10 protein-coding genes and 1 pseudogene are annotated in these 13,832 nt (G+C 41.4%); 5 read left to right on the plus strand and 6 right to left on the minus strand.

Going from position 1 to position 13,832, the window contains the following annotated elements; genetic code table 11:
• Window positions 1–6: 6 nt before the first annotated feature.
• Together gatC and AOB57_RS07345 are read right to left on the minus strand one after the other, a co-directional pair.
• Window positions 7–288: an Asp-tRNA(Asn)/Glu-tRNA(Gln) amidotransferase subunit GatC gene (gatC, locus tag AOB57_RS07340; RefSeq protein WP_054299707.1), complete on the minus strand. Its 282-nt coding sequence runs from the start codon at window positions 286–288 to the stop codon at window positions 7–9.
• Between the two features lie 501 nt (window positions 289–789).
• Window positions 790–1,952, minus strand: a pseudogene (locus tag AOB57_RS07345) (Coenzyme F420 hydrogenase/dehydrogenase, beta subunit C-terminal domain).
• Between the two features lie 775 nt (window positions 1,953–2,727).
• On the opposite strand from AOB57_RS07345, the gene AOB57_RS07350 reads away from it, so the two are divergent.
• Window positions 2,728–4,161, plus strand: coding sequence for a methanogenesis marker 14 protein (locus AOB57_RS07350; protein ID WP_054299706.1), 1,434 nt, complete (start codon window positions 2,728–2,730; stop codon window positions 4,159–4,161).
• Between the two features lie 125 nt (window positions 4,162–4,286).
• On the opposite strand, the gene AOB57_RS07355 is transcribed toward AOB57_RS07350, so the two are convergent.
• Complete coding sequence (locus tag AOB57_RS07355) at window positions 4,287–4,613, minus strand: DUF2098 domain-containing protein (protein WP_054299705.1); 327 nt, start codon at window positions 4,611–4,613, stop codon at window positions 4,287–4,289.
• 371 nt (window positions 4,614–4,984) lie between these two features.
• Window positions 4,985–5,944 (minus strand): GTP cyclohydrolase MptA, encoded by a 960-nt coding sequence (gene mptA, locus AOB57_RS07360; protein WP_054299704.1) that lies wholly within the window; start codon window positions 5,942–5,944, stop codon window positions 4,985–4,987.
• 400 nt (window positions 5,945–6,344) lie between these two features.
• Here mptA and AOB57_RS07365 point away from each other — a divergent pair, with 400 nt between their 5' ends.
• From AOB57_RS07365 to AOB57_RS07375, 3 genes are all read left to right on the plus strand, one after another.
• Window positions 6,345–6,629: a non-histone chromosomal MC1 family protein gene (locus AOB57_RS07365; RefSeq protein ID WP_054299703.1), complete on the plus strand. Its 285-nt coding sequence runs from the start codon at window positions 6,345–6,347 to the stop codon at window positions 6,627–6,629.
• Window positions 6,630–6,864: 235 nt separating this feature from the next.
• A complete protein-coding gene (argB, locus tag AOB57_RS07370; RefSeq protein WP_054299702.1) occupies window positions 6,865–7,758 on the plus strand; it encodes an acetylglutamate kinase in 894 nt (297 codons plus the stop codon).
• A gap of 105 nt (window positions 7,759–7,863) precedes the next feature.
• Entirely contained in the window at window positions 7,864–8,043 is a 180-nt protein-coding gene (locus AOB57_RS07375) for a hypothetical protein (RefSeq protein WP_054299701.1), read from the plus strand.
• A gap of 18 nt (window positions 8,044–8,061) precedes the next feature.
• On the opposite strand, the gene AOB57_RS07380 is transcribed toward AOB57_RS07375, so the two are convergent.
• Together AOB57_RS07380 and guaA are read right to left on the minus strand one after the other, a co-directional pair.
• Window positions 8,062–9,102, minus strand: a complete 1,041-nt coding sequence (locus AOB57_RS07380) for an archaeosine biosynthesis radical SAM protein RaSEA (protein WP_054299700.1) — start codon at window positions 9,100–9,102, stop codon at window positions 8,062–8,064.
• Window positions 9,103–9,223: 121 nt separating this feature from the next.
• Complete coding sequence (gene guaA / locus AOB57_RS07385; RefSeq protein ID WP_054299699.1) at window positions 9,224–10,141, minus strand: glutamine-hydrolyzing GMP synthase; 918 nt, start codon at window positions 10,139–10,141, stop codon at window positions 9,224–9,226.
• 1,026 nt (window positions 10,142–11,167) lie between these two features.
• Between guaA and recQ the strand changes: the two genes are divergently transcribed.
• Window positions 11,168–13,783, plus strand: coding sequence for a DNA helicase RecQ (gene recQ, locus AOB57_RS07390; RefSeq protein WP_054299890.1), 2,616 nt, complete (start codon window positions 11,168–11,170; stop codon window positions 13,781–13,783).
• Window positions 13,784–13,832 lie beyond the last annotated feature (49 nt).

Raw genomic sequence — 13,832 nt, forward strand, 5'->3', positions numbered from 1 at the left:
TCCTCCTCAGCCAATTTTCGGAACTCTGAAAGCCCCATCCTGTTTGTGTTCGGTGCTTGAAAGAACAACTTTTTGCGGGATGGATTTTTCCACCACATCTTCCCTGAATACGTTATATATCTCAGCCACGTGATAAGTGGGAGCTACATCTTCGGTCCTCAGTTCATCAAGCTGTCCGAGGTATCCCAGTACTGAGTTAAGTTTTTCCATAAATTCGACTGTCTCCTGCTCGCTGATATCAATGCGAGCAAGCCAGCCGATGTGTTCTACATCTTCTTTTGTGATCATGAAAGTTCCTCAAAAATAGAATAATCCTGAATAGAATGCCGTTGGTTGCTGCATAATAGAAACAGGTTAATTGAATAAATATATATTCATCTCCCCCTGCGTCTAATGCCCCCTCGAGAAAATAGAACTGTATCCTGAGTTCTGTCTCACCCGAGTTCCGTTTTGCCCGAGTCCCGTCTTGGGAGGATGGGTCCTTTTCACTCGCTGTACTTTGTTCAAGGGGGCTAATCTGGAAAAAGAATATCTACCTGAGTCAGCAGGGTTAACTTAAGAATAAGATAAGCCGCTTTTCAATTCGCTTGGAGAAGTGCTTTATGACAGGTGCTTTATGACAAATGAAATCTTTAATTTGGGTAGCTTACTGTAAACAAATTTTATATTTGAATTTGTAACTAGCAGCGAGAGATTAAGCCTGCTAGCTGCCGAATTATGTCATAAAAATAGAAAAATTTCAAATTTTTAGCTGGGGCATGATGATAAACTTCTTTTCGTTCTTCATTTTTATGCTTTCTGCCTTTTGCTTATATCATACATTTGGACTTTCTTCATTTTTGCGAGGTTGAGTACTCTTTCAAGTTCATCGTCCTCAAGATGCCGGGCTTCAATATAGCTATTGTCTACAGCCTCGTTGAAGATCTCATACCCTATGGCTGAGCGGGCAAGGACTGTAGTCCAGCCTCTGGGACTACCAACTCCTCCGAAGGAGATATCCGAATTTTCGGCGGCAAGATCCGTACAAAAGCGGCAGGAAGAACTCCGGTGTTCATCAAACTCGCTGAGGTCGAGGACATGCTGCTTTCCATCTTTCATAGTGACCTCGAATTTTCCTCTCCGGATTTTCATAGCATTTACGTTCTCCAGCAAAATTCCATAGCTCCCTAGCACGGCTTTAATTCCCTCATATGAGAAGGTGTCCATACAAAAAAGCCCAAGTTTGAGTACCCTGCCCTCATGAAGAGGTGCAAAAAACCGTAAGAACTTTTCTGCATTTTAGTAACAGCGTCTATATTACAACTTGTCCCTACAAAAGCAATGCTGTTCATTCCCTGTTTGATTGCACTCATAAGGGCTTCAAGCGTCATGGAATGAGAGTAAATACTACCGCTACTCTCAAGAATCTCTTCCCTGGTCCTCGCGACAATAGGTATGGGTCTCCAAGGCTCTTCCTTTGAGCGGGTAGTAACCACAGCACAATCTATCAATCCTTCCTCCAGAGCATAAAGGAGAAGTGAGGTAACGACCCCTCCGTCCTGGCCTCTTACTTCAGGAATTGCAGATCTTGCAGCGTATGCGTAACGGAAACAACCTACAAGCCCTTCTTCCGTTGTTATGGTTCTTGGGCACTGGTAGTAACAGACTCCACAGGCTTTGCAGGGACCTACCAGTTTTGGTACGCCGCCCTCGATAGTTATGTATTCACAGCTTGCTGCGCAGGCTCCACAGAGAGTACAGATGCCTGGTTTTATGATATCTTTTCTCAGTTTTCCAAAGGAGATTTTCTCTTTTTCACTAAGACTCCGTTTGAGTCGGATTACACTTTTTTCCAGAGCATCGAATTTTTGTTTGCATTCAGGACTGCAGAAATAATAGCTTTTCCCCCCGTAGTCCGAAATGTATTGAGTATTGTCAGGTATAATTTTCTTGCAGATAGGATCAAGTGGCATTATGAGCCTCCAATGCAGGTTTACTTAAAAATCTCAGAAAGTGGCTTCAGGCTTGATTGTTATTCAGAAATCGATTCAGTGCCTGCCTCATGTGATTATTATATTTACATACGATTATAATATTTATTAAATATATACACTTTTTTTATAGTTATGTCGTTTATATTTTATGCTCTTTATAATTAGGCGTATATTTATTTTTATGTACATCTGTCAAATGAACTCTGAAAACATTACTCTGAAATCAAAATCCTTCTTTACAGGAGATATCTGAATAAACATAGAGGCGGCGTCAAAAAAGGTAGTAAGAAGCAGGTCGTAGAAGAGAAAAATCTACTTGAGATCAGAATGACAAACAGGAATAATAAATAAGCGACAGATATATAGAAAAGATGATATAGATGAACATAGACATTGAATAAATTAATATAAAGAAAAAACTAAAAGTTAAAAAGCCGAATCTGAAGAAAGATTTAAACTTTATTGAATTCCCCATCTGAATATTTTAGCAAAGGTTATTATAAGCTTTTGTTAATCTTCTTTATTGATTAATTATATTCTTTTTAGATATCTTTTAAGGTTCTGGAAAAGCAATAACTCGGAAATATCTAATCTCAAACGCTGACTCCTAAATCTTAATATCTCACTCGTTCGAAATGGCCTCAACTCGTTTGAATAATCTTCAAGTAGACCTTAATTGTCTTCAGATTAAGTTTACAAAACAATCTGTTATATAAACTGCATTTATATGCAGATCCTCAGGAAGGAATTAAAAATGGCTCTGAAACCTAGAATTACACAATCCCCCCAAGTTCGTTTGATTGATCTTAAGTCAAAGCCCTTCTTTATTGTAGCTTCTGTAGAAGTTGGAAATACAACAACCAAATCTATTCTTACGGCTACCAATATGGACACTGGAAGGACTCATATCATAAACAAGGTCGTGCGGATGACAAGAGATGTCCGTCCTCCCAACCCCGGTGAAATCGTGTTCGGTAAGACACTTACAGGTGTTGAACTTACTCGTGAGTCAGTTGCAGAACTGGTGCGCGATACCCTCACAGAATCGGTGGAAAGAGCTAACCTTGACATAAAGACCGATCTGGACTTTGTAGTTCGTTCCACAGGGGTTGTTGCAGGTTTTGATTCTCCTGATGAGGTAGGTGAATTTATTAAAGCCCTGGCAGATGGGTGCCTGATGGCAGGGGTTCCACCCAAAAATATGACACCTCCCATGTCCATTTCAAATATTTCCAAAAGGTTCCAGAAATACAGTAAGCTGGAAGAGGTAATTTTTGACGGAGCTGTCGCAAGCGTAACGCCGCCAATAGGCTCAACTGGTGTTGAAATTGTTGCAAATGAAATGGAAGGAGAACTTGCCACAGCTGGAATTAAGGAAGCAGCTCAGCTTACAGATGTCGACTTCAGGAATCCCTGTATATCTATCGATTTTGGGACAACCCTTGATGGCAGGATTACAAGTCCTGACCAGCCGTACGCAAAAACAGTAGGCAACTTCTGTGGATATGCCGGAGCAATTCCTGATGCGATTATCCGTGGCTCGAAGATCGTGGATTCAAAAGTAGGAACTGCTCTTGAAGTCTTTGAGAAAGAGAAAACTCCTTCTTTTCTTACCTTGAAGATGAAGGCTAAGACAATTGAAGCGTTTGCAAAGCGTATTCATGAACTTATCATTATAGAAAAAGTCCCAAAGAATAGAAAGAGGTACGGAAGCGTACCTGTAAGACCGGATGCTGCCGAGCAGATAGGCGTAATACTCATAGGTTGCGATGTAGGAGAAAACGGCTCCGATATGGGCAAGCTCAGTGCTATAGGCATGGAAATCTGTAAGACTCACGGACTCCAAGTTGTCTATGCTGTCATTGACGAGGTTATGGCAGGCGTGGTTTGCAGGTTGATCAAGGTTGCAAAAGAAGAAGGGCTTATCTTTGAGGACACAACTATAGGAATCACAGGCAGAGCAGGTATTACAGGAAATAAACCCAAATTGATCCTGAAATGCTTGGATGAGATGAATCTTGCTCCGAAAATAGATGAAAGAGTAGTCTTTGTAGATGACGGACTTGCCAGAGGTGCAGCCGTGATGGCTCGATGTATGAACTCTTTGGGTTCGCCTCAAAGCCCTCTCGGCGGCAGGCACGGCGGCAAGTGTATTCTTGCGCAGAGGATAAAATTACAGAAAAGATAAACTGAATTAATTATATTGAGCACAATGAGACAATATTGAAGATAGGGAACTACAAGAAAATATTTGGTATTTATGTAAAATGGAAAATATTAAAAGAGAAAGTTCTTAAAGTGCAGGAAGAAGATTTATCCTCCAGCTCCACCGCCACCGGCTTTCCCGAGATCGAAGGCCTGCATTGTTTCTCTCTGTTTTCTAAATCTTTCTTCCAGTTCCTCCGCAGTGAGTTCCCTTTCTTCTTTCTTTTCTTTAGCTTTAAGCTCAGTTGGCTCCAGAGTTTCTTCCTTATACCAGAGGTCTGTACTTTCGAGCAGAACCCATACATTCCCCTGCTCGTCTTTTTTGATTTCAGTTACGCGGCTGATTGTATCACTGTTCACGTATTTGACAGTGTCTCCCGCTTTAATGGATTTTTTATTTCGCCCTACCGCTGTGATTACTTCAGCTTCAGCCATGTTCTCACCTCGAGGGCTTCCAGGACGCTGGCATCTTAGGCCCTGTAAGTCCCTTATTATTTAACTGCTTATAGGTTGTCAAGGCCCTCTAATAAAGTTTGTGTGAATTTTTTTTAGGAAATAGTTTTACCAAAAAGATTCTTAGAAAAAATTTTTATCAAAAACTTTTTAGAAAAAAGTGTTATCAAAAGCTGAGTAGTGAGCCTTTGTGAAATCTTTGTAAAAACCTTTTAGAAAAACTTTTTAGGATAATGGTTTTCAAAACTATTTTGGAGGAGTCTTTTAGGGAGTCTCTAAGGAGTATTTTTCAGAGACTTCCATGACTTAAAAGTATAAAATTAGCCTATTTTTGTTTATGCTCTCCTATCTTTTTACTCTTGATTGATTTCCATCCTGAGATCTCCCATCAGAGCGACCCTTTCGGCAAAAGCATTGTGTCTGTGGATACTTTCTTCATTGGTCTGTTTGATGGTGATTACCGCATTATCAGGAAGATCCGGAAACTCTCTTACTATATTGTCGGCCATAGCCCTTACACAGTCTTCTACAAATTTTGGATTCATATGTGCAGTTTCTACAACGACTTTCTCATCTGAGCGTTTCAAAACCTCATACACGCTGGAACTCATAGAGCGCTCGATGATGTTAATGATGCTTTCGAGGGAAACATCGAAATCATGTGCTACCTTGATTGAGATAATACCTCTTCCGCGCTGGTTATGGGTAGCCATGGGGACCCTCTCAAGGAATTTTATAATTGTATCCCTGTCAACTCCAAGCTCGGAAAGCTCATTTGCAGCCTTATCTCTCATAATCTCCTGAGCGCAGGGGCAAGCTGTCATTCCTACAACTTCGGCGCCTATTAGCTTCTTTACGTCAAAATAGTCATCGTTCCCTGCCCCCCTTACGGCAGATGCTTCAGCAAAGATATTTACAACTTCCTGGCATTTGATTCCAGTTGATGGGGAAGCACGTCTGATCATGTATTCACTTTTCATCCGAACTTCTGCCTGATTAGCATATTCATGCCTGCCAAGCAGGTTATGTGCAATGTCACTACACAACTGCTCTATTTCGTATACAGGTGTGCTGAGTACTTTCTCCAGTACTTCGTCTACTGCTTCGAAGTTGCGCGAGAGGTTTGCTCCCTTCCGATCGGATGGCAGATCAACAAAAACATCAAAAGTTGAAATCAATACAATGGGGCGTTTGTCTTTTCGCTTGATTTCAACGAGTTTTTTCACATTTGTTACCCCTACACGGGTAAGGTTTATAGCTATACTTGGTTTGCTGGCCTGGACGTCCGGGAGGTTGAAGATACAATGTTCCATAATTAACCAGATCCATGAAAAGATGAGTTTGATTTTATAAAATGTGTCTTGATAGATATACAATTTTATTCCATTTGGAAAAATATAATGATCATAAGGAGTTATAGCATGTAAAGTTTGTGCTTTTCATACTTTTTTTCCAAAAGTACAATAAACTTAAGTATTATAAGTGTCCAAAACCCATTTCCTGAAACTTATTTTGGACTGCATTTTTAACAAGGGATAATTATTTAAATATTTCTCATTTTACCGACAATATGGAAAAATTTAGTTTATATATCCTTCGCAAATTTAGATAATTTTCGTATAAACCAATAACTATAGGCAACATCCTGAAGAAAGATTTTATATACTTTAAAACTTAATCAGTGTCTAGCAATACATTTGCGAGGTGACCTTTATGTCCAACACAAGAAATTTTGTTTTACGAGACGAAGATGGCAATGAGCACGGAGTTTTCACTGGAAAACAGCCTCGGCAGGCTGCCCTGAAAGCTGCAAACCGGGGCTCCGGGACTAAATCCAAACCGGATATCATCCGCCTCAGAGAACGCGGGACAAAGAAGGTGCACGTTTTCAAGGCATGGAAGGAAATTGTCGACGCCCCTAAAAATAGGCCTGACTGGATGCCTGAGAAAATCAGCAAGCCCTTTGTCAAGAAAGAAAAGATAGAAAAGCTCGAATAAACTGAACAAACTTAATTTCTTTCACATGCCCTGAAATTGGGGTTCTTTCTTTTTCTTTAATATCCAGATGTAGAATTAGCCTGGACTGGTCTTTAATTTTATTACTATCCGGGCTGGCTTATTTTCCAGTACTTCTCTAAATTAATCATGTCATATTTGTATTTTTCACATTTTTCGGGTTTTAATCAGAGCCTTCAACGATAAGTTTAAAAACTGATTTTCTGATTCCTACATCATGGAACTTAAGAGAGAAAACGTACTCATTGAAGCCCTGCCTTATATGCAGGAGTTCTATGACTCAATCATGGTTATCAAAGTGGGCGGAAACGCAATGGTTAATCCCCAGATCATGGAGGATATTATAAAAGATGTTGTGCTCCTGCGCTACGTGGGAATCAAACCCGTTATTGTTCACGGGGGCGGGCCTGAGATTACGGAAAAAATGGAGCGGATGGGCAAGAAGGCTGAATTTTTTCAGGGGCTACGTATCACAGATGACGAGACTATGGAGATTGCCAGAATGGTACTTGTCGGGAATATCAATACTAAAATCGTGTCCCTCATAGGAGTTTTTGGAGGAAAAGGCATCGGGCTCAGCGGTCACGACGGTAGAATGATACTTGGGCACAAACAGGGTGCACAGAAGGTAATAGTCGACGGTATCGAAACTGAAGTCGACATTGGTTGGGTTGGAGAGTGCGAAGTGATCAATCCTGACATCCTTCATATAGTGCTTGAGAACGGTTACATTCCGGTCATTTCTCCTATTGCAGTGGATGTAAAAGGCAATGCTCTGAATATTAATGCAGATATAGTAGCAGGTGACATTGCGGCAGCTTTACACGCTAAAAAGCTTATTCTGATGACTGACGTCCCAGGCCTGCTTAAAGACATAAAGGATCCCAACAGCCGTATCTCTTGTGTGGCTCTGGAAGATATTGAGCCTCTAATCTCAGAAGGCGTTATACAGGGAGGTATGATTCCAAAACTTAAAGGCGCAGCAGTTGCGGTTGAAAACGGGGTCGAAAGGGCCCATATAATAAATGGAAATGTCCCTCACTCCATGCTTCTTGAGCTCTTTACCGATTGCGGTGTCGGAACTATGGTCTGCAAGTTAGAAAAGTCATAAGAATAATTATAGACAACCCGACAATTTTATAACTAACACGAAATTTGATAAGATGATTTGAGAAGTATTTTGTGAATCTAATTATCAGACCTATCAGGTTAAGTGATGCTCAAGACATCAATGAGATGCGAAGGCAAAAAGAAGTCAGGGCAAACACCCTTTGCCCTGACTACTGAAAGCGTTGGCTTTACAGAAGAATTCCTGAGGAGTATGGGCGGAAAGGATGGGAGATATGCTGACCTTCTCATGATGGCCAGGTATAATATTCCCACTCAGTTCAAATAAAATTTTTCTTTACGGTTTTTAATCTAAAATTGGTGTCCCATAAGTAAAATCCTCAAGTTCCAGGACTTTTTTCCAGAGTTCCTTGCATTCACAGTCTGTTTTGTTGAGGTCTTCCGGATTTTGAGTAAGTGAGAAAGTTCTCAAAGAGTCTGCTACGTCTGAACTGCACAGTTTACAGTTGTGGGGGCCGCGTTTTGAGCCTGCCCCAACGGGATCTGACATAAGGGGGAGGTCTGGATGGGCCGCTTTTGCCCTTTTGAGGATTTCTACTATGCTCCAGAGCCAGGGAGGACGATACTGCCCTTTTACCCAGAGAGCTTCGACAAGGGTACCTTTCTGGACATTGCAGAGGTTGATAGAAATTGTATCTGCGTAAAGGGCTGCATCATCTATGGAACGAACAATATCCTCTATGGCCTGGCGTTCGGAAAGGAAAAGAGGCTTTAGCATCAGATATGCTTTTACAGTTGCTCCGCTCTTTCTTGCAGTTTCTGCAGCACGGATAAAATCCTCGAAGGTAAAACCTTTATTAATAGAGTCCCTGCGAATCCTGTCCGAGCTGGTCTCCAGCCCGAAAGCCAGCTCAAAAGGCTTACTTCTCAGAATTTTAAGGCACTCCTGCACATTTTCTTCAGTTACGAAGTTGGGACGGGTTTCAACAAGCACTTTGACTACCCTGGGATTGTCTGCAAGAGTTTTGAGGATTGTATCTCTTGCCTCAATAGGCACTTCCAGTTCGTCAAAAAAACTGCCTGAGGTAAATATCTTGACCATAAACTCAGGGAATTTTTCAGCCTTCTTCATTGCTCTTGCAAGCTGGGCTTTGTAATCTTCCAGAGTTGGGGGCTCACTTGCACAGTCATAGACATAGCCGCACATGGTACACCCTCCAGCTTTTCCCCAGCGGCAGCCTGCGCTCTTGAAGATTATCGTTAGAGTATTTACCTGGATTCCATTTACAAGGTCTACCCCTGTCCAGCTCGCCGCAGGCTCGTCTGTAGGAGAAGGTTTAACTTTAATCCGCTGTCGGATTTCCATTACTGCTTTATTCAAGGTCATGGGCGTAAAAACTCACTTTGTAGCTTGCTTTATTGTAAAAAAAGGTTTTGAAGCTAAAAACAGCTTCATTATCTATGCTTTCTATTATGTTCTTTATTTGTTTACTTAACTACATTCGAAATTACTCGAACTCGATTGTTGCAGGCGGTTTGGGTGTAATATCGTAAACCACCCTGGCTACTTTTGGAATCTCGGAGGTAATTCTGGCTTCAAGCTTTTTGAGCACATCCCAGGGAAGTTCTAGCGCTTCTGCAGTCATTCCATCTCTGGACCCCACCGCCCTTACAGCTACGATCCATCCGTATGCCCTGATGTCTCCTTTTACACCTGTTCCTTTGCCGAGGATAGCAGCAAAAGTCTGCCAGGGGCAGAACCTGTCAAGGAGTTCCTCTTCAACTATAAAGTTGGCTTCCCGAACAACCTCAAGTTTCTCTTCTGTAACTTCCCCAAGAACTCGCACAGCCAGACCAGGACCCGGGAAAGGCATTCTTTCGCAGATCTCGTCAGGTAGCTGGAGCGCCCAGGCAATTTCCCTAACTTCATCCTTATAAAGGTCCGCGATAGGCTCAACGATCTGCTTGAAATCCATCACACTGGGCAGTCCCCCAACGTTATGGTGGGATTTGATTCCACCTTCGGACTCGATCCTATCAGGGTAAATTGTACCCTGTATAAGGTACTCGGCTGCAAGTTTCCTTGCCTCTTTCTCAAACACGCGGATAAAGGTCTCGCCTATAGCCTTCCTTTTCTCTTCAGGGTCAGTTATACCTTTGAGGGCTGCAAGGAACTTATCCTTTGCATAAACAATATCAAGGTTCATATGGGAGAAAATGTGCCTTATCCTCTCGGTTTCTCCCTTCCTCATGAGCCCTGTATCAATATAGATCGGCTGAAGCCTGTCCCCAATCGCCCTGTAAGCCAGCTCTGCACAAACAGAACTGTCCACACCGCCCGAAAGCGCAATAATCGCTCTCCCGTCCTTTATTTCTTTGCTAATTTTCTCAATAGCTTCTGGAATGAACTTTTCGGGTTTTACCATTGAAATGCTCCTGAAATGATGCTAAACTGAAATCCTTTGGAAAAAATGATTATGATCTGTAAAAATTACCAGAATTATCTGAATCTGATTATTTTATTGTAATATATGAGTTGGTGCATGGAGGTTTTGATATTTAAAGGTATAGTTGAAGAAACAAAAATAGTCAGTGTCATGGATTTGCTGTAAATTGGAAGTCAAGTTTTTGTATCCTGCAGGAGAAACTGATCTCAAAGTATTGGGTTTTCAAACTAAGAGCTTTTTCAGAGTTATAATTCTAACAGCAAGACAGGTATATTGATATGAGAACTCTCATGCACATTATAAAGATGAAAATGGGAAGTCTGGGGAAATTGAAAGCGTAGCTGGCTGGTAATAGAACATAACTGAAGAGGAAGACAAGAAGTGCCTGGGTGTAGCCACACTTCTTATCCTCCTATCTTTACCTCATATCAAACATTAATAATGTTGACGCTAGAAATAAATAAATTTATTATTTATTTCCACTTTTCAATCCTATTCTGATTTTTCCAGAAATTGGCAATCTCATTTTTCTCTTCCTAAACTGACTTTTTAGTTTTATTATTCGAAAAATATCTGAATTTATTTAAGAGATTACACCCGACATAACCGAATACTTTCACCCCGCACACCTGCAACTTAAATATGATGAACTTGAAACATCACAGCGTCAGGATTCCAGATCAGGTTCACTTTATACGCATATCTGATTATTGTGTCTGACTATCATAAAATGAAAAAAATTATTTAAGCATGGAATTATTGTCATCAATATAAGACTAATTCACCATAAACGTTGGAAAGTTTTATTATAAAAATTAGAATCTTATGAGTATAACTATTGTGTTAAGGCATACATATGCCTGGTTTTACCGGATCTTCTGGTACTGATATTCTGGCTTTGAAATTAGTTCTACAGGTCAGGGGGATTTGAAAACGAGTACTGAATATAATTTCTTAAAAACTAGTAAACGTGAACTTGAGCCCGAGCCCTCCCTGTCTGCCAGAATGTACTCAGCCCTGCGCCAGTATTTCGGATATACCTCTTTTCGCCCTTTGCAGGAAGAAATTATCAGGGATGTCCTTGAGAAAAAAGATGTTTTTGTGCTCATGCCTACTGGTGGGGGCAAATCGATGTGCTATCAGTTACCTGCTCTTCTCTTTGATGGGGTTACAATCGTTGTTTCTCCACTGATTTCCCTGATGAAGGACCAGGTTGACGGGCTTGAAGCAAACGGGATTGCTGCAGCCTGCATGAACAGTGCCCAGAGTGCTAGAGAAATTCGGGATGTGAAAACAGCTTTTCTCGAAAACAGGTTAAAAATCCTATATATTGCTCCCGAAAGGCTCATGACGCCAGGAACATTTTCTTTTTTAAAGAAGGGGAAGATCAGCCTATTTGCAATTGACGAAGCGCATTGCATTTCCGAGTGGGGGCACGATTTCCGGCCTGAATATAGAAAACTGAAACTTTTGAGAAATCCGAAGACAGGATTTCCTCATATTCCGATTATCGCGCTCACGGCAACAGCTACAGAAAGAGTTCGAGAAGATATTGTATCACAACTCAACCTTAATATTGATCCGGAAAAAGGGCCTTATGTAGCCAGTTTTAACCGTAAAAATCTTTATTATGAGGTCAGGCCAAAGAAGGATACATTTTCCGAAATCACCGATTACCTGCGCAGGCATAGAGGTGAAGCAGGAATCATCTACTGCCAGAGCCGAAACAGCGTCGAAGCACTTGCAAAAAAACTGAATCTCGCAGGGTTCAGGGCTCTTCCTTACCATGCGGGTCTTTCAGATGCCGATCGAGCCCGAAACCAGGATATGTTCATTAAAGACGATGTGGATATCATAGTAGCTACAATCGCTTTCGGGATGGGTATTGATAAGTCTAATGTACGTTTCGTAATACATTATGACCTTCCCAGAAATCTTGAGAGTTATTATCAGGAGACCGGCAGAGGCGGAAGGGATGGTAGCCCCTGCGAATGCATTCTTTTTTTCAGCAGGGGTGACCGTTTCAAGATAGAATACTTTATCTCACAGAAGACAAACGAGAAGGAGAAAGACATTTCTCTTGTGCAGTTAAGGCAGATGGTAGCTTATTGCGAGGGAAACAAATGCAGGCGTCAGACTTTAATGGAATACTTTGGGGAGGTTCTTTTAGAACCTTGTGGGAACTGTGACAACTGCCTTACTCCAAAAGGCACTTTTGATGGAACCGAAGCTACAAAGAAATTGATTACCTGCATCCAGGAATTGAACCAGCGCTTTGGCACTAACTATGTTATCGATATTCTCACAGGCTCAAAAAATAAAAAAATCCGGCAAAATCGACATGAAAAGTTGAAAAGTCACGGTATTGGTCGGGAATTTACTAAAGAACAATGGAGGTCGTTAGCTTCCGAAATGATAAATACCGGTCTTCTAAACGTGAGTGGCGCGAAGTACCCCATATTGAAACTTAACGCAATGAGCAGGAAGATACTGGCAGGGACGGAACGAGTTGAGCTTGTCTGTCCTGAAGGATTTGTGCCTGAAGCTGAAGAGCACTCGATTCCTTCTTCAATAGCTGCCGGTATAAAAGGCAAAAAAGCTGATGATTTGTGTTACCCTGTAGAAGGGTCTTCAGAAGGGGCTCTCTCAGGAAAATTTTCAGTTGCGGCTGATATTCTGAAAAACACAGAAGCCAGAAAGAATCTAAAATCAGGAAAAGAGCCTGATCCTATTCTTTTTGAGCGGTTAAAAGCTCTGAGAAAGGAAATTGCCCTAAAGAAAAATCTTCCTCCTTACATCATTTTCTCTGACACCACACTTAAGGAAATGTCTACAAGCTTTCCGCGCAACCATGAGGAATTTCATTCCATTACAGGAGTTGGAGAGCATAAATTGAGGAAGTACGGGGATGTTTTCCTCAAGGAAATTGAGAATTATTGTAGGGATTATAATTTAATGCCTGATGGAAAACCTGAAAGTCCAGAGATTACCCGCAGAGACCCTGAATATGAGGAGATAACATCAGAGGAATTAATTCCAAATGGTGACGATTCTGAAACTGAAATTGGGATTATTGAGACTAAAATGCCTGATTCTGAAGCTGATGACATGAGCAGCTTGGAAACTGGCGACTTACTAACAAAAAGGAGAAGATATCTGGACACGAGCATTCAGGACTGGTCAGAGAGAAACTCATTGACAGGCAACTCAGGAGAAATAGACTCGGCAGAAGCTTTACCTGAATCAGAATCTGTAGATGTTATCAAAGCAAGCCCTGTCGAATCTGTTCTTTCTGAAACGGATTCCCTTGAAAGAACTTTTTCTCTCTTTCAGAAGGGGTTCAGTGTATATGAGATTGCTGAAATCCAGGGAATAAATACTAGAGTCGTTTTCAGACAACTTGAAGAGCTCGCTCTTACTGGAGATGTCAGGGGTACTGGAAGAATCTTTCCCCCGGAAAGACAGTTACAGATAAAAGCTGCGCTGGAATCCCTCGAACTGGAAGTGGATTCCCTGATTCGGGCTAGAGTAGGTGAAAACTGCCAAGAAGAAGAAATGAAATTTATCAAGGCTCTCCTTCTGTCCAGAATCTGTTTTTCTCGACCTGAGAACTGTGAGTAAAAATCTTTCTGCGGTCTCTCAGCATCTCTTCGACTTTAATAGCTTTCTG

Origin of the sequence: Methanosarcina flavescens, from assembly GCF_001304615.2 — an archaeon.
Lineage (GTDB): Archaea > Halobacteriota > Methanosarcinia > Methanosarcinales > Methanosarcinaceae > Methanosarcina > Methanosarcina flavescens.

Coding starts and splice junctions, on each gene's coding strand:
- gatC (WP_054299707.1), bottom strand. CDS start 288: ATGATCACAAAAGAAGATGTAGAACACATCGGCTGGCTTGCTCGCATT.
- AOB57_RS07350 (WP_054299706.1), top strand. CDS start 2,728: ATGGCTCTGAAACCTAGAATTACACAATCCCCCCAAGTTCGTTTGATT.
- AOB57_RS07355 (WP_054299705.1), bottom strand. CDS start 4,613: ATGGCTGAAGCTGAAGTAATCACAGCGGTAGGGCGAAATAAAAAATCC.
- mptA (WP_054299704.1), bottom strand. CDS start 5,944: ATGGAACATTGTATCTTCAACCTCCCGGACGTCCAGGCCAGCAAACCA.
- AOB57_RS07365 (WP_054299703.1), top strand. CDS start 6,345: ATGTCCAACACAAGAAATTTTGTTTTACGAGACGAAGATGGCAATGAG.
- argB (WP_054299702.1), top strand. CDS start 6,865: ATGGAACTTAAGAGAGAAAACGTACTCATTGAAGCCCTGCCTTATATG.
- AOB57_RS07375 (WP_054299701.1), top strand. CDS start 7,864: ATGCTCAAGACATCAATGAGATGCGAAGGCAAAAAGAAGTCAGGGCAA.
- AOB57_RS07380 (WP_054299700.1), bottom strand. CDS start 9,102: ATGACCTTGAATAAAGCAGTAATGGAAATCCGACAGCGGATTAAAGTT.
- guaA (WP_054299699.1), bottom strand. CDS start 10,141: ATGGTAAAACCCGAAAAGTTCATTCCAGAAGCTATTGAGAAAATTAGC.
- recQ (WP_054299890.1), top strand. CDS start 11,168: ATGTACTCAGCCCTGCGCCAGTATTTCGGATATACCTCTTTTCGCCCT.